Consider the following 16722-nt stretch of genomic DNA (forward strand, 5'->3'; position numbering starts at 1 on the left):
GCGGCGGTACGGTCTTGGCATGCCGGCCGACCCGAACCTCCCCGCCCCCCTGAAACTGGACCTCGACTACCTGCAGCAGGTGATGCTGGAGCTGCTGGACATCCCCAGCCCGTCCGGCCGCACCGACCACGTGCAGCAGTACGTCGGGGAACGGCTGTCCGCTCTCGGCATCCCGTTCACGGTCACCCGGCGGGGCGCGCTCAGCGCCTCGCTGTGCGGGCCGCGGACCACCGGCGCGGACCGGGCGATCGTGGTGCACACCGACACGATCGGCGGCATGGTCAAACGGTTGAAGGAGAACGGCCGGCTGGAGCTCAAGCAGATCGGCACCCACAGCGCCCGGTTCGCCGAAGGCGCCCACGTGCGGGTATACACCGACAGCCTGGACCGGGTGATCACCGGCCAGGTGCTGCCGTTGAAGGCCAGCGGCCACCGCTACAACGACGGCGTCGACCTGCAGGGTGTCGGCTGGGAGCAGGTCGAGGTGCGGGTCGACGAACCGGTCACCGACATCGCCGGGCTCCGCGCGCTCGGCATCGACGTCGGCGACTTCGTGGCGATGCTGCCGGCACCGACGATCACGCCCAGCGGCTACGTCAAGTCCCGCCATCTGGATGACAAGGCGGGGGTGGCGGCGGTGCTGACCGCGGTGAAGGCGATGGTTGACGCCGGCCAGCAGCCGCCGGTCACCGCCCACCTGCTGATCACCTGCACCGAAGAGGTCGGGCACGGCGCCAGCCACGGGCTCGACCCGGACGTGGCCGAGATCGTCTCGGTCGACGCCGCAGTGGTGGCCCCCGGCCAGCAGTCCCGGGAGGACGCCGCGACCCTGGCGATGGGCGACGGTGTCGGCCCGTTCGACTACCACCTGACGCGCAAGCTGGCCGGCCTGGCCGTCGATCACGACGTGGACCTGGTCCGCGACGTGTTCGACTACTACCGGTCGGACGTGGCGGCGGCGGTCGAGGCCGGCGCGCACGCCCGGGTGGCGCTGCTCGGCTTCGGGGTGGACGCCACCCACGGTCACGAACGCACCCACCTGGAGGGGCTGCGGCACCTCACCCAACTGCTCTGCCTCTATCTGCAGAGTGAGCTGGTGTTCCCGGAGTGGGACGCCGAACCGGACGGTGACCTGGCCGACTTCCCGTCGCTGGCGGTGCAGCCGGCGCAGGAGGAGGGGCCCCGGGAAGGGCCGATCGGGGTGGCCTGACACCCCCGGGCGGCGAGCGGCCTCAGCGCCGGTCGCCAAGCAGGGTGGCCAGCACCGCCGGGTCGCTGGCCGACGCGGCCTGGGCCCACGCCTCGTACTGCACCGAGGCGTCCAGGCCGGACGAGGCGGCGACCCGGACGCTCTGCTTGACGTGGCGTACCAAATGCGGATCCAGGTCGGCGTAGCGGTGCGCGGCGGCCAACGCGGCGGCCAGCGGATCGTCGACCACGTCGAGCACCAGGCCGAGCTCGTGGGCCCGGGCGGCGTCGAGCATCGCGCCGTCCAGCAGGATCTGCATGGCCCGCTGCGGGCCGAGCGCGTCGACCAGGAAATAGGTGCAGCCGCCGCCGGGGTGCAGGCCGATCCGGGTGAACGTCGCCCCGAACCGGGCGCGGGGGCCGGCGATCCGCTGGTCGCAGCACATCGCCAGGTTGAGGCCGGCACCCACCGCAGGTCCCTGCACTGCGGCGATGGTCACCAGGTCCAGGTCGCGCACCGCGAGGAAGCTGCGGTAGATGTCCTCCAGGTCGCGGCGGGTCTGGCTGACCGGCCGGACCGGGCCGCCGAAGATCTCGTCGAGGTGGGCACCCGAACAGAACGCGGTGCCGGCGCCGGTGACGACCAGGACCCGGGCGTCGCGGTCAGCGGCGACGCGCGACACCGCCTCGGCCAGCTCCCGCTTCATCACGGCGCCGATCGCGTTGCGCCGGTCGGTATCGTCGAGGGTCAGCACCCGCACGCCCGGATGGTCGGCGGTACGCAACGATACGGTCTGCATGTCAACTCCCGATCCGGTCGGTCACGGTCCACCGCCACAGGTCGCCGCCGTCGGCGACCACCATGCCCAGGGTATGGGACGCCACGCGGGTGGCGACCGGCTCGTCGCGCCAGGCGAGCAACCGGCCGGTGCAGCGGGTGTTCCCGGGTGACGCCCACCGCGCCGTGCAGTTGGTGCGCCAGCCGGGCCACCGTGGTGGCGGCCCGGCCGAGGACCACCCGGGCGGCGGCGACCCGGCTCGCCGCGTAGTCGCCGCCCCAGGCGGCCAAGGCGCCGCGCAGCGCCGCCCGGCTCTGCTCCCGCTCCCCCGCCATGGTCGCCACCGCGTGCGCCACCGCCTGCTGGGCCAGCAGCGGCCGACCGAACTGGGTGCAGACCCGGACGTGTTCGATCGTCAACTGACAGGTCCGTTCGACGGCGCCGAACAGCGCGGCGGCCCGCAGCAGCGACTCCCGGCACCGCACGTCGGCGACGTGCGGTGCGGTCATCGCCACCCGTAGCGGTACGCAGCCCCGCAGGGCGACCCAGTCCCGGGGTTCGCCGGTGAGGTTGGTACCCGGGGTGACGTGCAGCCCGTCGGCGCCCGGGTCGACCCGGGCCAGCACCGGCCGCCGGCCGGCCGTCGTCGGCCGCGCCGCCTGCCGGTGGTGTACCGGCAGGCGCTCTACTACCACGGCGGCACCGCCGCCCACCACGGCGACCGCCCCTACCCGATGTGCATGAACGTCCCCGGGCTGAAGATCATCGTGCCCAGCAACGGACCGGACCTCAAGGGCCTGCTCAGGACAGCCATCCGCGACGACAACCCGGTGCTGTGCTTCGAGGACGCCAACCTGTGGGCCCGCCGCGGCCGGGGGCCGGCACCGGCCGACGACGAGCACCTGGTCCCGTTCGGCGTCACGGCGATTCCCCGGGCCGGCTCCGACGTGGCCGTGATCGGCATCGGCGGCGGCCCTCGATGCCGCCGACCAGCTCGCCGCCGACGGCATCTCCGTCGAGGTCGTCGACCCACGCACCCTGGTCCCGATGGACTGGCCGACCATCGTCGCGTCGGTGGCCAGGACCGGCCGCGCCGTCGTCGTCGACCCGGCCAACCGCACCTGCAGCGCGGCCAGCGAGATCGCCGCACGCTCGGAGAGAGGTGAGCATGGAGACCGAGGTGCGTCTGCCGCAGTTCGGCATGGGCATGTCCGAAGCCGAGGTGATGCAGTGGTACGCCGCCGACGGTGACCGGGTCGAGGAGGGCGCCGACCTGGTCGAGGTGGAGGCGGAGGTCGAATCGGCCGCCGACCAGCGGTAGACGTCACCACCACCAGGGGATACGGCCGGCGGGACGGTTCCCCGCCGGCCCGCCCGGCGGTAGGTTCGGACCGGACCTGTGTGACGACGATGTTCCAGGAGGGTTCCGATGAGCCAACACGTCCGGGGTGTGATCTCCCGGAGCACCGGTACGCCGGTCGAGGTCGCCACGATCGTCGTACCGGACCCCGGCCCGGGCGAGGCGGTGGTGCGGGTACAGGCCTGCGGTGTCTGCCACACCGACCTGCACTACCGTGACGGCGGCATCAGCGACGACTACCCGTTCCTGCTCGGCCACGAGGCGGCCGGCACCGTCGAACAGGTCGGCGACGGGGTGACCGACGTCGCCCCCGGCGACTTCGTGGTGCTGAACTGGCGTGCCGTCTGCGGCACCTGCCGGGCCTGCGTCCGGGGCCGACCCTGGTACTGCTTCGCCACCCACAACGCCACCCGGAAGATGACACTGACCGACGGCACCGTGCTCTCCCCCGCGCTGGGCATCGGCGCCTTCGCCGAGAAGACCCTGGTACACGCCGGCCAGTGCACCAAGGTGGACCCGGCGGCCCGGCCGGCCGCCGTCGGCCTGCTCGGCTGCGGAGTGATGGCCGGGCTGGGAGCCGCGATCAACACCGGCGGCGTCGGCCGCGGCGACTCCGTCGCGGTCATCGGTTGCGGCGGCGTCGGCGACGGCGCGATCGCCGGGGCCGCCCTGGCCGGTGCGACGACCATCATCGCCGTCGACACCGACCCCCGGAAACTGGACTGGGCGCGCGGCTTCGGCGCCACCCACACTGTGGACGCCCGGCAGACCGACGTGGTGGAACGGATCCAGGAGCTCACCGGCGGGTTCGGCGCCGACGTCGTCATCGACGCGGTCGGCCGCCCGGAAACCTGGAAACAGGCGTTCTACGCCCGGGACCTGGCCGGCACCGTCGTCCTGGTCGGCGTACCGACCCCGCAGATGCGCGTCGAACTGCCGCTGCTGGACGTGTTCGGTCGCGGCGGCGCGCTCAAATCCAGCTGGTACGGCGACTGCCTGCCGTCGCGCGACTTCCCGATGCTGACCGAACTGTACCGGCAGGGCCGCCTCGACCTCGACGCCTTCGTCACCGAGGAGATCCCGCTCGACCAGGTCGAGCAAGCCTTCGACAAGATGCACCACGGTGACGTGCTCCGCTCGGTGGTGGTGTTCTGATGTCCACCCGGATCGACCACACCGTCACATCCGGGACGTTCTCCCTGGACGGGCAGACCTTCGATGTCGACAACAACGTCTGGGTGGTCGGCGACGGCACCGAATGCGTGGTGATCGACGCCCCGCACGAGGTCGAGGCGATCCGCGCCGTCGTCGGCGCGCGTACCGTCCGGGCGATCGTCGCCACCCATGCCCACGACGACCACATACGGGTCGCGGCGCGCCTGGCCGACGAGACCGGCGCGCCGGTGCTACTGCACCCGGCCGACCAGGTGCTCTGGGACCAGGTCCACCCGCGGCGGCCGCCGGACGCCGCGCTGGCCGACGGGCAGCAGCTCACCGTCGGCGGCACCACGCTGCGGGTCCTGCACACCCCCGGGCACAGCCCCGGTGCCTGCTGCCTGTCCGCGCCCGAGCTGGGCGTGGTGTTCACCGGCGACACGCTGTTCGCTGGCGGACCGGGAGCCACCGGCCGCTCCTACAGCGACTTCGGCACGATCATCGCGTCCATCCGCGACCGGCTGTTCACCCTGCCGGACGACACGATCGTGCACACCGGACACGGCGACAGCACCACGATCGGCGCCGAACGGCCGCACCTCGACGAGTGGATCGCCCGCGGCCATTGACCGGCATTTCGCGACCGGTGCCGCGTCACCCGGCCGCCGTCGCGGGTCCGACGCCGGCCGCCAGCGACGCCGGCAGCGGCCGGCCGCCGAGCGCCGGACCGTTGGTCTGCAGGTGACACGAGACGTGACCGCCGTCGTCCACCGGCACCGCCGCCGGCATCTCGACCCGGCAGCGGTCCAGCACCAGCGGGCAGCGGGTATGGAACGGGCAGTCGGACGGCGGCGCGACCGGGCTGGGCAGCTCACCGACCGGCGACGCGGCCCGCACGCCGCGCTGGCGGCGCCGGGCCGCGCCCGGCACGGCGGCGAGCAACGCCCGGGTGTACGGGTGGGCCGGTGCGGCGAACACCCGCGCGGTCGGCCCGGTCTCCACCACCCGGCCCAGGTACATGACCGCCACCCGGGCCGCGACATGCCGTACGGCGAGCAGGTTGTGGCTGATGAACAGCAGGGCCACCCCCCGTTCCCGCTGCAACACCCGCAACAGCATGAGGATCTGGTTCTGGGTCGACACGTCCAGTGCGCTGACCGTCTCGCCCGGCGCCACTGTCAGGTCCACGCCGCGTACCGCCTGCACCGGCGCGGCCCGGCGGCCGAACAGCGACCGGCCCGGGAACGTGACGTGCAGGTCGGAAAGGCGCAGTAGTTCACTCATCGGTCATCGCCTCCGGGTCGAGCAGGCAACGGCTCGCGTGTCCGTCGGCCGTGCGACGCAGCACGATCGGTCCGCTGCGACAGGCGTCGCGGGCGTACCGGCAGCGCGGCTGGAACCGGCAGCCGGACGGCAGTTCGTCCGGGCCGGGCGGGGCACCGGGGATCCAGGTCAGTTCGCCGTCGACGGCGGCGTCCGGCGCGGCGGCCAGCAGTGCCCGGCTGTACGGATGGCGGGAACCGGCGAGGAAGGTGTCGATGTCGCACTCCTCGACGACCTGGCCGGCGTACATCACCACCACCCGATCGCACACTTCGGCGACCACCCCGAGGTCGTGGGTGACCAGCAGGACGGCCAGCCCGAACCGGTCGCGCATCTCGTGCAGCAGATCCAGGATCTGCGCCTGTACGGTGACGTCCAGGGCCGTCGTCGGTTCGTCAGCGACCAGCAGTTTCGGCTCGCAGGCCAGCGCGATGGCGATCAGGACCCGCTGCAGCATGCCGCCGGAGAAACTCGTGCGGGTACGCCCGGGCCCGGGACCGGGCGTCCGGCACGCCGACCAGGTCGAGCAGTTCGACCGCCCGGTCGGCGGCCGCCCGGCGGGACAGCCCCCGGTGCCGGCGTACCGACTCGGCGATCTGCTCGCCGACGGTGAACGCCGGGTGCAGGCTGGACATCGGCTCCTGGAAGATCATGGAGATCTGGTCGCCGCGGACGTCCTCCCAGCCCCGACGGGACAACCGGTACAGGTCGGTCCCGTCGAGCCGGACCGTGCCGCCCCGACCCGCAGGTCCCGGGGCGGCAGCAGCCCCATCAACGCCAGCGCGGTGGTGCTCTTGCCGCAGCCCGACTCCCCGACCAGCCCCACGGTCTCACCTGCGGCCACCTCGAACGGCACTTTGTGAACGAGGTCGGTCCAGCCGCCGGCGGCGGCGCTACCCACCGCGACGGTGAGGTCGGTGACCTGCAGCACCGCGCCGGTGACCGGCGCCGGTTGAGCGGTGCTCCTGGCAGATTCGGTGCTCCTGGCGGGTGTGGTCAACGCGGGCTCCTGGATTCGCGGCCGAGCGAGTCACCGACGCCGTCGGCGAGCACGTTCGTGGCCGGCACGGTCGAGGTGATCACCGCGCCGGGGGCGACCGCCAGCCACCAGGCGGTGTCGACGTACGGCAGCGCTCGGCCGAGCAGCGCGCCCCAGCTCGCGTCCGGCGGCTGGACACCGAGCCCGAGGAAGCTCAGACCGGCCTCAGCGAGCATGGCGAACCCACTGGCCACCGCCACCTGCACGACGACCGGGCCGGTGATGTTCGGCAGCACGTGCCAGCGGACCAGCCGACCCAGCGGGGTGCCGATGACCCGCGAGGCGTCGATGTACGTCTCGTGGTAGACCTGCAGGACACTGGTGCGGATCAGCCGGGCGAACCGCGGCACGAACACCACGCCGACGGCGATCATCGCCTGGCTGAGCCCTGGGCCGAGCACGCCGATCGCCAGCAGCAGCGGCGGAAAGGCCATCACCCGTCTACGATCCGCATCAGCAGCCCACCGGGCAACGCCGGCAGCAGCACCGCGAGCAGCCCGATCGGCACTCCGAAGCCGACCCCGACCGCGAGGGACTGCAGCACGGCCAGCAGCAACGGCCGGGCGCCGACGATGAGCCGGCTCAGCAGGTCCCGGCCCAGGTCGTCGGTGCCGAGCAGGTGTCCGCCGGTGGGTGGCTGCAGCACCGCGTTGAAGATTGAGTTGCCGAGATCGCCCGGACCGCGTCGGTGAGCCACCGCCAGTACCGCACCGGCCACGGCTCGTCGAGGTTGAGCCGGTCCCGGGTGAGAGCGATCTGTTCGGCGGTGGCGTTCTCCCCGGCGATCCGGACCGCCGGGTCGCCGGCGACGAAGATCGCGATGCCGTGCACCACGAGTGTGACGAACAGCAGCAGCGGCACCATGGTCAACAGGCGCCGGCCGACGAGTCCGATCATGTCCTCACCATGCCTGATCGTCGTCGTGCCGACGCCGGGGAACTCCAGCTTGCCGGCGAGCCAGTTCTCCAGGCCACCACCTTGTCGCTGTACGCGACGTTGCTGTACGGGAAGTCGAGGACGACGTCGAGGGCGTCGGTGATGATCCGGGCCGACAGTTGCCGGGCCAGTTCCTGCCGATGCGTCTCGTCCGTGGTGGCCTGCAGGTCCTGGTAGAGGGCGGTCACCTCGGGCGTGGTCACTTTGCCCGGGTCGGCGAAACCGTTCTCGGCGATGACCAGCCCGACGGTCTGTGACGGATCCGGCCGGCCGGTCCAGTTGATCGCTCCGGCGTCGCCCTGGCCTTCGACGTAGAAGGAGTTGGCGAAGTTGACCGTCTGGGTGATCTCGACATTGAGACCCACCTCCGCCAGCTGTGCCTGCAGCGCCTCGGTCAGCTGGGTCTACGCGGGGGCGTTCTGGTTGATGAACTCCAGGGTGTGGCCCTCGGGTACGCCGGCCTCGTCGAGCAGCTGCCGGGCCCGCTGTGGATCGTAGGGGTACAGGTCGGCGACGGACTCGTCGTGGGCGAAGTACCCGCTCGGGAACGGCTGGACCGCCGGCTCGCCGAGGTCGAACAGCAGGCCGCTGACCAGGTCCTCACGGTTGATCGCATGGTTGATTGCCCGCCGTACCCGCACGTCGTCGAGGTACTCGCGGGACAGGTTGAGCTGCAGGTGGTAGAACTGCAGCACCGGGGCGGAGTCCACCACCAGACCGGCCGACTCGGCCGCGGCGACGTTCGCCGCGTCCAGGATGGTGGCGTCGATCGAGTCGGTCCGCAGCGCGTTGAGCCGCTGCTGGGAGTCGGTGATACTGGTGAACTCCATCCGAGCGGCGGCGGCCGCATCCGGGTCCCAGTAGTCGGGGTTGCGCTCGTATGTCGCGCTGGAGCTCGGCTGGTACTCGGTGACCCGGTACATCCCGGTGCCCACCGGATTGCGGGCCAGGTCGGCGTCGAACGCCGCCGCCGACTCTGTCCCGCGGGACAGGGGCACGAGAGATCAGCTGATCGCTCGTAGCTGCCGGCCGGACTGCCGCCCCGACTCCGTCATTGCGGCGACCAGGTCCTCGCGGGCCCGAGCGACCCGGGACCGGATCGTCCCGACCGGGCAGCCGCAGACCTCGGCGGCCTCGGCGTAGCTCAACCCGAGCACCTGGGTCGCCACGAACGCCTCCCGGCGGTCGGCGGCCAGGCCGGCCAGCAGCTGACGCAGCGCCACGGCTTCTTCGAAGCGTGGGCCGACGACCACGGCCTCGGCCACCGCCTGCCAGTCGGCCAGATCGGCGACCCGGGGCCGCACCACGACGGCGCGGATATGGTCGACGGCGACCCGCCGGGCGATGGACAGCAGCCAGGTACGCGCGCTGGAGCGTCCAGCGAAGCGCGGCAACGACCGCATCGCCCGCAGGAACGTCTCCTGGGCGAGGTCCTCCGCCTCGGTGCTGTCCACCAGATGGGTGAGGAACCTCTGCACCTGACTTTGGGTGGCCTGGACGAACGACGTGGCGGCCGCCCGGTCACCGTCGCGGGCCGCGAGGGCCCAACGGGTGATCTGGGCGTCGTCCGGTGCGGCGTGCGGCATGACTGGAAGGGTATCCGGCAAGCCTCCCCCGCCATAGTCCACCCGCCCGGTGGCGTCTTCCCGGCCGGGCGCCACCCCGGTGGGAACCGTCCCGGCGGGCAGGCCGACTATTGACATGTGGGGTGCGTGGACTTTCGTGAGCTGTTGTCGGCCGAACTCGACGGGGAGACCGACGTCGCCGAGTCGGCTGCGGCGCGGGACCACCTGACCGGCTGTGCCGGTTGCCGGGACTGGTACGCCGATGCCGCCGTGGTCACCAGTCTCGCCCGGCGGACCGGCCCGGAACCGGTCGGTGCCATCGACGAGTCGGTGCTCGACGCACTCGCGCCGCCCCGACGGCTGGCCGCCGCCCGGGTCGCCCTGCTGCTGCGGTACGCCCTCGGCGTCCTCGGAATCGCGCAGTTCCTGCTCGGCGCGGCCCAGATCGGCGGCGTCGCCGACGGCCATCTGCATGTTCCCGATCCGGTCGGTGGGACCGCACCCAACCACCTGTGGCACGAGTCCGCGGCCTGGAACGTCGCCCTCGGCGCCGGCTTCGTGTGGATCGCCGTCCGGCGCACCCGGCCGGCCGGGATGCTGCCGACCCTGACCGCGTTCGTCGCGGTGCTGGCGCTGCTGTCGGTCAACGACGTGATCACCGGGCGGGTCGACTACCCACGGCTGCTCAGCCACGGCCTGGTCGTCGCCGGGTACCTGCTCATCCTGGCGCTGCGCAGACGCGGTGGCGACCCAGACACGTCACCGGGCGACGCTGGCCGCACGCGGTCACGCTGGCGCGTCGAACTCGACGAGGAACCACCGGCGGCCAACCCGACACCGTTGCGGGTGGTCCGGGGCGGCGTGGCCAGCATCCGCCACCGCCGGGACCGGGCGGCCTGACCCGTCGTCCCGGGTGCCGTTGATCTGACAACCCGGCCGGACAACCTCCGCTCCCCCTGACGGGACATGGTGACGACGGACCAGCCTCCGGCTTCGTCCGGCAGACATCCGCAACGACACCACCGTCCCGTCACGGCCAGGGAGCAGTCATGCCGGCCACCACGCCCGACGAGCGTCCGACGAGCGCCCAGATCGTCAGCAGGTACCTCGCCGGAGCGCCGATCCGGCGCATCGCTGCCGAGCTCGGCGTGTCGTACAGCTACGTGCACCGGCGACTGCACTACTCGGGTGTGCCTATCCGCAGTCGCGGCGGACGCCGCCCGGATCCGACCGTCCATGCTGACCGTACACCTGAGCCTGAGCACAGCGCAGGGAGCGCCGATCAGGACACACTGGACTAGATCGCGCCGCGTACGGTTAATCGTCTTGCCTGGGTCCTAGACTGACGGACGTACCTCCTCCGCCCCTCGTGATGACCACCCGGTCACCGATCACATTGGTCAGAGAGCCGCCATGGTTGACTGCCGAATCCGGCTGTATCCGCCGGGCCGGCTCGTCGCGGAAGGTGCCAAGCAAGTGTCCGCTTCACCGCTACACGACCAGGGAGACAATGGTGACTTCCCGCAGCCGACGAGAGCACATACTCCACCGGGCTGGCGCGCTGTTCGCCAGCCGGGGCGTCGCCGGCACGACCGTCCGCGAGATCGCCGACGACGTGGGCATCCTCTCCGGTAGCCTCTACCACCACTTCGAGTCCAAAGAAGCGATGGTCGACGAGATCATTTCCAGCTACCTCGCCGACCTGCGCGCCCGCTACCAGCAGATCCTCGACGGGCCGGAAGGGCCGGACGACCAACTGCGGCAACTCATCCGGGCCTCGCTCGAGTGTGCCGCCAGCCACCCGCACGCCACCGAGATCTATCAGAACGACGCGAACTACCTGCGTGGTCTACCCCGGTTCGGCTACCTGAAGGGCGTGGCCAAGGAGGTGGAGAGCGTCTGGCTCACCGTCATCGACGCCGGCCGCCGGGACGGCACTCTGCGCTCCGACATCGACCCGAAGACCTTCTACCGGCTCACCCGCGATGCAGTGTGGCTCACCGTGCGATGGTTCAGGCCGGGCGGCAAGTACTCGCTCAACCGGCTGATCAACGACTGCACCACCCTCTTCCTGGACGGCATCGCCGCACGCCGCTGATCAGCGGCGCTCCGGCCGGCCCGGCGATGCGCCGCAGTCCACTGGATGGTTGAGCAACGCTCCCACCCGCCGCTGCAGCTTTGACGCCGGTCGGCCGATCCAGCTCTCGCGCTCCACTGCAGACACTTGCCCTGCTGAGTATCTGATGGACATTTGAGGTCCGTCGGGGGCAACTGGTGGCACAGCCCCTGGTGCTTCCTAGGAAGCTGGGTTGGTCTCCCTTGCCTGCCGGTGCCGCACGCGCCCGCCTCCCCTTGACGTCTGTCGGTCAGCGGGCTCTCGACCGACAGACGTCGGCCACCCGCGTGAACACTACGGAGAGTTGGCAGACCGCTTCGCCAAGGCGGCGGTAGCCGTCCGATCGACCATCGGGCCGGTACGTCCACGCATGCCAGCGGCGAGGCCGCAGCGGTACGGGAAACCCGACAGCGCATGGTCCTCGAAAACGTGTTCACGCCGAGTCATGTCAAACGGTCCTCGGCAACGCGGCAGGAACCGCACGATATCCGGCGGAGCACCCGACCATCTTTCCTGATCGTCGGGAAGACGGCACGACTCGGCCTCCCCACCCCCTGGTCCGCAATATCCGAATAGGCACCAGGCATCGACCCCTGCCGCACCCGGTCATCGAGGAAGTATCGTCGGCCGGGCAACGTAACGACTTTGTCCCGGCGATCAGAGGCAGTTCCCAATAATGCGGTACGAGTTCCGGTGAGCGGCACGGGCCGCAGCTCGCGCCTGCCGCCAGCCGGTACGGCGCACACCGTGACGGCGTACCGGCGAGGTGATCCGATCTGGATCCACCGTAGCGGGGCTTGGCGGCCCGGAGTGGTGCTCAACCTGTCCGACACCGCGGTCACCGTCCGGTACCGAGTCACCGGCGCAGAGGGCACCGGCGTGGACACCGTGGTGCTCGGCCGCCCCGAACTAGCGCCCCGCGCCGACCGGCGGCCACCACCCGAACCCGTGCGTACCGCCCGGCCGGCGAGGCCCGCGACCACGCCGGGCCCACCCGCCGGACGCACCACGACAGCGACCTGCCGCCCGGAGCGCGATCCGCCCCGGCGTCCCCAACGCCAGCCGGCAGCACGCGACCGGCCTGCGCCGGCCGGTCGACCTGCCCCGCCGGGCAGCGGTCCCATGGTCGATCGACGGGTCTCCGACGGCGTGGTCGAGCTGCGGGTCCTGGTCCGCTCGCCGGGTGGCCGGGCCGCCGAGCTGCCGCTGCGCTGTGCCGTGGACCGGCGTACCGGCACGGTCGCGCTGCGGATGCCCGACGGCCGCACCGGACAGTTCGACCTCACCCTGGCTCGGGCAGCCAGCATGATCCTGCACGAAGCGGTACTTGCCTGCCTCGACCCACAGGAACTGCGTCTCTGGATTCAGCGGTGACCACGACCGGCATCCGCGCCGGTGTGCTGGTCCGCAGAGATGACCAGCTGTGCCCGACCCGGGTCCGCCGAGGTCACCGTCACGGTCAGCGGACCGACCCCCGCCGTCTGCCCGACCGGGATGTAATAGGGCTGTCCGGCGTAGACCACGGTCACCGATCCGGCGACGAGATCGCGGAATTCCATCTGGTGGTCGAGAATCTCCACGCTTGCAGTTTCGGTTGTCTTGACGGCGACCGTACAACTGTTGTTGCGGCATTTCGCGCTGGTCGCGGCGCAGGCGGTCAGACACAGCAGTAGAACAAGGATGACCCCGGCATGTCGGGCCGTTCGTGACGGGCACATGCCATCGACGATCGCACCTGTCCGCGACGGCCGGGCCCGGCCGGTCCGTAGATGGCACTTTACCGGGAGACGGCCGGGCGTCTCAGCCGACGACGAGTAGCAGGACGATACTCAGCACGGACCCGACCACGCCGACCAATCCGACCACGGTCGCTGCCAGCGCCATGGCCCGCTGACCTGGAACCCGTCGGCCCGGACCCGCCAGGACGATCGCCGCGACAGCGGGTACCGCGCCGACGCCGTAGCAGGCGGCGAACGGCAACGACGCGACGGCGATGATCAACGCGGCAGTGGTGCGCCGGATTCGGGCCCGGTCGGCGACCGACGACCCGACGACCGGCGTACGAGGGTCCCAGTGGAACCGCCGCGGCAGATCGGTCAGTTGCACGACGAGCTCCCCCGACGTTGTCGCCGCAGTCGCCTCAACCAGCCGCCGCTCGTACTCGGCGAGGTCAAGGTAGCCCTCACCGAGTGCCCGGGCGAGCAACTCGACGACGTGGTTGCGCTGCGCGTCACCGACCCGCTCACCACCGGCGCGCTCGGCACCGGCGCGCTCGGCACCGGCCCGCTTGTTGACCCCGTAGTCGCCTTCCACAGTGTTTCCGAGGCTACTCCACCTGACGGTCGCCGCAGGTCGCGCTGGACCAGCGGGACGGAATCCCCCATCATGTCTACGTTCGGTACATGGTCCGGCACGGATGGCTATATGCGGGGGTCTGTCGGCATGACGCCCAGGTGTGGCAGGACATGGCCCCTGCTGGTGGTCGCGGTCGCACTCGCCGCGCTCGGTGCGGCAACCGGCGGGATACTGGCCCTGGCGTACCGTCCCATCGGGCTGGCGTACCTGGACGTGCTGACCCGTTGCCCGCCCTCCGCCGGCGACCAGGCGATGTGCCTGACCGAGGCGACCTGGGCCGTCGGTGCCCTGATGGCCTCCGGGGCAGCGATCGCGCTCGGCAGTGGGCTGGCCGGGACGCTGGTCACGACGGTGTGCGCCCAACGCCGGATCGCCCGGCTGCCCCCGGCCCATCCGATGGCCGAGGCGCGCTTCGAGGAACTCTGCCGGCAGCACCGGTTGGTCGGTTCCGACCGACCCCGGTTGCGTATCGGCGGCCGCAGGACGGACAGCACCGCCGGTCCAGGCCAGCGGCCGGCGGTCGTGCTACCGGCGGCGGCGGCCCGACTGCCGTTGGTTCCGGTGGTGTTCGACCCGCTCGTGCGCGCCGAGCTGGACCGGATCGCCTCGGGCCAGAGCGCTCGCCGCGCCGTGCTGCGCGGCTGGCCGTGGCTACTGGCCTCGGCGAGCGCCGCGCTGGCCGCCGGTGCCGCGTTCACCGGCCCGGGGCAGGGCACGCCTGCCGGGTCGATGAGCCGCGTGCTGCTGCTGGCCGTCGCCGTCGCCAGCCTGACCGTCGGACTACGCTGCGGACCGGGTGGTGCCCGGACGGTAACCTGGTACGCCGTGCCAGCCGCCGGGGTGATCGCCGGTGCGGGGGGCCAAGCCGGGGCGTCCGTCCTGTGGCACCTGGCACCGGCCGTTGGAGATCAGCTGGTCGCCGGTGCTGCACTGGCACCCGCCCTGCTGGTCCTGGCCGGTCTGCTGCCGGTGCTGACCGCCGGGCGGACCGGTTCGCCCGGCGCGGCGGCCGTCCCGGCGACGTTGGCCGGAGTCGTCGCCGGGCTGCTCGCCTTTCCGGTGGGCACCGCGGCCGCGCCGGACCTCGCCGCGCCGCTGCTGATCCGGCCGTCGCCCACCGTCCCGGACAGCGGATCCGGCCCGCGCGGCGGGCCCGACCCGGACCACGCCCACCGGGCTCCGGACACGCCGAGAAGCGCCGGTCCGGTTCCGATCGACACGGCTGCGGCGAACCGGGCCGCCCGGGCCGTCGAGCCCGTGCTCGGCCCGGCGTGGCGGGCGGATCCGCTTCCGGCACCGCCACCGGCGGGGAGTCGACCGGCCGGCTGCCAGCCGTCGATCGTTGACGACTATCTGCGCCGCGCCGCCGCTGGACGGACCGGCCGGGGCGTGGCGCGCTACGCGACGCGGGCCGCACCCGGCGGCGCTGGGCTCGGCCGGAGCACCCTGCAGATCGACGTCGTGTCGTACCGGCCGGACGCGATGTCCTCGGCAAGGCCGGTGGAGATGGTCTTCGCCGCGGTCGAACGGGCCGGTGCGGCCTGTCGGGAGTTCACCGACGGACGGTCCGGACTACGGGTACAGTCGCTGCCCCGCGTGGCACCGGCCATCGGCGACCGCGTCTGGCGGATGGACGTGGTCCGGACGCTGGGCCGCGGTGCCGGACGGGTCACGGCGACGACCGCGCTGGCTGTCGTACAGGTCGACACCACGCTGATCGTGGTGTCGATGACCGCGTCACTGGCCGTCGTCGACGGGGAGCTGTTCGAGCAGGTTATCCGGCGGACGGTGGCCGGGCTCGCGGCCGAGCGGTGAGCCGGTCCGGCTTGTCATCGCCGTCCAGTCTGTCGGGTCGGGCACCTCACCGGGTCAGGGCGTCACCGGGACGGTCCGTCGCCAGGCATCGATGATCTGGACCGGCCGCATGCCCTCGGCGAGGTACAGGCGCAGCGCCGGCCGGCGGGGGTCGGTGTCGACGTGCAGGAATGTGCCCCGCCGCCGGTCGGCGGCGTCGGCGGCGAACGCCCGGCGAAGCAGCAGACGACCCAGGCCACGCCCCTGCCATTGAGGTCGGACCGCGAGTAGCCGTACGTAGCCGCTCTGCTCGTCGGCCACGAAGGCATGCGACCGTAGCACCATCGCGGCCGGGACGCCGTCCAGGTACGCGACCTCGCCCAGCGACCAGTCGTGGTCACTGTGTGACTCGAGCTGCCTGACCCAGTCGGGGTAGGCCTTGGCCACGAAACCGAAGTGGTCGGCGAAGGCGGCCTGGTGCACGGTCCATGCCTGGTGACGGGCCTCGGGATCGTCACCGGTGCTGCTGATCCGCACACCCTCGGGTGCCCCGGGGTCGGCCCTCGGGCTCGCCGGATCGTGCGGGACGAACAGCCGGTTGTACACGGTCGCCACCGAGAAGCCGAAGTTGGCCAGTCGGCCGGCCGTCGCGGTGTCCTCCCGGTAGCAGCCGACGTCCAGCACGGCCCGGGAGTGGCCCAGTTCGGCGGCGATCGCGACGGCGCGGCGTTGGGCACGGTGCCAGAGCCAGTCGCCGACCACCGGTTCGGAGTCGAGGTGGTAGGCCTCGACGTCGATGTTGTCGCTGCTCCCCTTGCGGCACGCCCAACCCCAGCCGACCGCCACGCCACCCGGGTCGCGCACCAGCCAACCGTCCCGCGTCGGGTCGAAGTCCGGGTCGGCGAGTTCGTCGGCGACCTCGTCAAGGGTGTAGTCGGGCCGGCCGATGACCGCGGTGTTGCAGGTGGCGATCAGCTGGAAGACGGTGGATGCATCATCGGGCCCGGCGGGCCGCTGGGTGTACCCAGCAGGAAGTGACGGAGCCTCGGTGGTCGCTGTCATCCGGCGATTGTCTGGCAGGCCGCCACACCGGCACGAACGATTTTTCAGCA

At 71.9% G+C, this 16722-nt stretch carries 25 protein-coding genes and 1 pseudogene; 11 read left to right on the plus strand and 15 right to left on the minus strand.

What is annotated here, in order from left to right:
* Nucleotides 1-19: 19 nt before the first annotated feature.
* Nucleotides 20-1210 carry an osmoprotectant NAGGN system M42 family peptidase gene (locus O7610_RS07205; protein ID WP_281554950.1) on the plus strand — a complete coding sequence of 397 codons (1191 nt, stop codon included), beginning with the start codon at nucleotides 20-22 and terminating at the stop codon, nucleotides 1208-1210.
* A 22-nt stretch (nucleotides 1211-1232) separates the two neighbouring features.
* On the opposite strand, the gene O7610_RS07210 is transcribed toward O7610_RS07205, so the two are convergent.
* Both O7610_RS07210 and O7610_RS07215 read right to left on the minus strand, forming a co-directional pair.
* A complete protein-coding gene (locus O7610_RS07210; RefSeq protein ID WP_281554951.1) occupies nucleotides 1233-1988 on the minus strand; it encodes an enoyl-CoA hydratase in 756 nt (251 codons plus the stop codon).
* On the minus strand, nucleotides 1937-2662 hold the full coding sequence (locus O7610_RS07215) for an acyl-CoA dehydrogenase family protein (protein WP_289212868.1): 726 nt from the start codon (nucleotides 2660-2662) through the stop codon (nucleotides 1937-1939). The genes O7610_RS07210 and O7610_RS07215 overlap by 52 nt, the downstream gene beginning before the upstream one ends.
* On the opposite strand from O7610_RS07215, the pseudogene O7610_RS30580 reads away from it, so the two are divergent.
* The 5 genes and pseudogenes from O7610_RS30580 to O7610_RS07235 form a co-directional block, all read left to right on the plus strand.
* Nucleotides 2636-2752, plus strand: a pseudogene (locus tag O7610_RS30580) (hypothetical protein); the annotation flags it as partial. The gene O7610_RS07215 and the pseudogene O7610_RS30580 overlap by 27 nt on opposite strands.
* A 223-nt stretch (nucleotides 2753-2975) precedes the next feature.
* Nucleotides 2976-3218 carry a transketolase C-terminal domain-containing protein gene (locus O7610_RS30585; protein ID WP_353850376.1) on the plus strand — a complete coding sequence of 81 codons (243 nt, stop codon included), beginning with the start codon at nucleotides 2976-2978 and terminating at the stop codon, nucleotides 3216-3218.
* Nucleotides 3154-3288, plus strand: a complete 135-nt coding sequence (locus O7610_RS07225) for a lipoyl domain-containing protein (protein ID WP_353850377.1) — start codon at nucleotides 3154-3156, stop codon at nucleotides 3286-3288. Before O7610_RS30585 ends, O7610_RS07225 begins: the two co-directional genes overlap by 65 nt.
* Nucleotides 3289-3396: 108 nt before the next feature.
* Complete coding sequence (locus O7610_RS07230; RefSeq protein ID WP_289212870.1) at nucleotides 3397-4482, plus strand: S-(hydroxymethyl)mycothiol dehydrogenase; 1086 nt, start codon at nucleotides 3397-3399, stop codon at nucleotides 4480-4482.
* A complete protein-coding gene (locus O7610_RS07235) occupies nucleotides 4482-5111 on the plus strand; it encodes an MBL fold metallo-hydrolase (RefSeq protein ID WP_281554955.1) in 630 nt (209 codons plus the stop codon). Before O7610_RS07230 ends, O7610_RS07235 begins: the two co-directional genes overlap by 1 nt.
* A gap of 25 nt (nucleotides 5112-5136) precedes the next feature.
* Here the strand turns inward: O7610_RS07235 and O7610_RS07240 are convergent, their stop codons facing one another.
* From O7610_RS07240 to O7610_RS07285, 10 genes are read right to left on the minus strand one after another with little or no spacing between them, the layout of a single operon-like run.
* Nucleotides 5137-5766 carry an oligopeptide/dipeptide ABC transporter ATP-binding protein gene (locus tag O7610_RS07240; protein ID WP_281554956.1) on the minus strand — a complete coding sequence of 210 codons (630 nt, stop codon included), beginning with the start codon at nucleotides 5764-5766 and terminating at the stop codon, nucleotides 5137-5139.
* Nucleotides 5759-6262 carry an oligopeptide/dipeptide ABC transporter ATP-binding protein gene (locus tag O7610_RS07245; protein ID WP_281554957.1) on the minus strand — a complete coding sequence of 168 codons (504 nt, stop codon included), beginning with the start codon at nucleotides 6260-6262 and terminating at the stop codon, nucleotides 5759-5761. The genes O7610_RS07240 and O7610_RS07245 overlap by 8 nt, the downstream gene beginning before the upstream one ends.
* Nucleotides 6201-6458, minus strand: a complete 258-nt coding sequence (locus O7610_RS07250; protein WP_281554958.1) for a hypothetical protein — start codon at nucleotides 6456-6458, stop codon at nucleotides 6201-6203. The genes O7610_RS07245 and O7610_RS07250 overlap by 62 nt, the downstream gene beginning before the upstream one ends.
* Entirely contained in the window at nucleotides 6455-6805 is a 351-nt protein-coding gene (locus O7610_RS07255) for an ATP-binding cassette domain-containing protein (RefSeq protein ID WP_281554959.1), read from the minus strand. Before O7610_RS07255 ends, O7610_RS07250 begins: the two co-directional genes overlap by 4 nt.
* A complete protein-coding gene (locus O7610_RS07260) occupies nucleotides 6802-7278 on the minus strand; it encodes an ABC transporter permease (protein ID WP_289213580.1) in 477 nt (158 codons plus the stop codon). Before O7610_RS07260 ends, O7610_RS07255 begins: the two co-directional genes overlap by 4 nt.
* Nucleotides 7278-7490: a hypothetical protein gene (locus tag O7610_RS07265; RefSeq protein WP_281554960.1), complete on the minus strand. Its 213-nt coding sequence runs from the start codon at nucleotides 7488-7490 to the stop codon at nucleotides 7278-7280. Before O7610_RS07265 ends, O7610_RS07260 begins: the two co-directional genes overlap by 1 nt.
* Nucleotides 7427-7741 carry an ABC transporter permease family protein gene (locus O7610_RS07270; protein ID WP_281554961.1) on the minus strand — a complete coding sequence of 105 codons (315 nt, stop codon included), beginning with the start codon at nucleotides 7739-7741 and terminating at the stop codon, nucleotides 7427-7429. Before O7610_RS07270 ends, O7610_RS07265 begins: the two co-directional genes overlap by 64 nt.
* The gene (locus tag O7610_RS07275; RefSeq protein ID WP_281554962.1) at nucleotides 7738-8145 is read right to left on the minus strand and encodes a periplasmic substrate-binding domain-containing protein; all 408 of its coding nucleotides are present in this window, start codon (nucleotides 8143-8145) and stop codon (nucleotides 7738-7740) included. Before O7610_RS07275 ends, O7610_RS07270 begins: the two co-directional genes overlap by 4 nt.
* Nucleotides 8146-8184: 39 nt before the next feature.
* Nucleotides 8185-8778 carry an ABC transporter substrate-binding protein gene (locus O7610_RS07280; RefSeq protein WP_281554963.1) on the minus strand — a complete coding sequence of 198 codons (594 nt, stop codon included), beginning with the start codon at nucleotides 8776-8778 and terminating at the stop codon, nucleotides 8185-8187.
* A gap of 6 nt (nucleotides 8779-8784) precedes the next feature.
* Nucleotides 8785-9366, minus strand: a complete 582-nt coding sequence (locus tag O7610_RS07285) for a sigma-70 family RNA polymerase sigma factor (RefSeq protein WP_281554964.1) — start codon at nucleotides 9364-9366, stop codon at nucleotides 8785-8787.
* 126 nt (nucleotides 9367-9492) lie between these two features.
* Between O7610_RS07285 and O7610_RS07290 the strand changes: the two genes are divergently transcribed.
* From O7610_RS07290 to O7610_RS07305, 4 genes are all read left to right on the plus strand, one after another.
* A complete protein-coding gene (locus O7610_RS07290) occupies nucleotides 9493-10245 on the plus strand; it encodes a zf-HC2 domain-containing protein (protein ID WP_281554965.1) in 753 nt (250 codons plus the stop codon).
* A 149-nt stretch (nucleotides 10246-10394) separates the two neighbouring features.
* Complete coding sequence (locus tag O7610_RS07295) at nucleotides 10395-10646, plus strand: helix-turn-helix domain-containing protein (RefSeq protein ID WP_281554966.1); 252 nt, start codon at nucleotides 10395-10397, stop codon at nucleotides 10644-10646.
* A gap of 209 nt (nucleotides 10647-10855) precedes the next feature.
* Nucleotides 10856-11443: a TetR/AcrR family transcriptional regulator gene (locus tag O7610_RS07300; RefSeq protein ID WP_281554967.1), complete on the plus strand. Its 588-nt coding sequence runs from the start codon at nucleotides 10856-10858 to the stop codon at nucleotides 11441-11443.
* Between the two features lie 1140 nt (nucleotides 11444-12583).
* Nucleotides 12584-12835: a hypothetical protein gene (locus tag O7610_RS07305; RefSeq protein WP_289212871.1), complete on the plus strand. Its 252-nt coding sequence runs from the start codon at nucleotides 12584-12586 to the stop codon at nucleotides 12833-12835.
* Here the strand turns inward: O7610_RS07305 and O7610_RS07310 are convergent.
* Both O7610_RS07310 and O7610_RS07315 read right to left on the minus strand, forming a co-directional pair.
* Entirely contained in the window at nucleotides 12826-13041 is a 216-nt protein-coding gene (locus O7610_RS07310; RefSeq protein ID WP_281554969.1) for a hypothetical protein, read from the minus strand. The two genes, O7610_RS07305 and O7610_RS07310, sit on opposite strands and share 10 nt — an antisense overlap.
* A 220-nt stretch (nucleotides 13042-13261) precedes the next feature.
* A complete protein-coding gene (locus tag O7610_RS07315; protein ID WP_289212872.1) occupies nucleotides 13262-13774 on the minus strand; it encodes a DUF1707 SHOCT-like domain-containing protein in 513 nt (170 codons plus the stop codon).
* A 129-nt stretch (nucleotides 13775-13903) separates the two neighbouring features.
* Here O7610_RS07315 and O7610_RS07320 point away from each other — a divergent pair, with 129 nt between their 5' ends.
* Complete coding sequence (locus O7610_RS07320) at nucleotides 13904-15631, plus strand: hypothetical protein (protein ID WP_289212873.1); 1728 nt, start codon at nucleotides 13904-13906, stop codon at nucleotides 15629-15631.
* A 54-nt stretch (nucleotides 15632-15685) separates the two neighbouring features.
* On the opposite strand, the gene O7610_RS07325 is transcribed toward O7610_RS07320, so the two are convergent.
* Entirely contained in the window at nucleotides 15686-16672 is a 987-nt protein-coding gene (locus tag O7610_RS07325; protein WP_281554972.1) for a GNAT family N-acetyltransferase, read from the minus strand.
* Nucleotides 16673-16722: the final 50 nt, after the last annotated feature.

The sequence above is a fragment of the Solwaraspora sp. WMMA2065 genome, from assembly GCF_030345075.1.
Lineage (GTDB): Bacteria > Actinomycetota > Actinomycetes > Mycobacteriales > Micromonosporaceae > Micromonospora_E.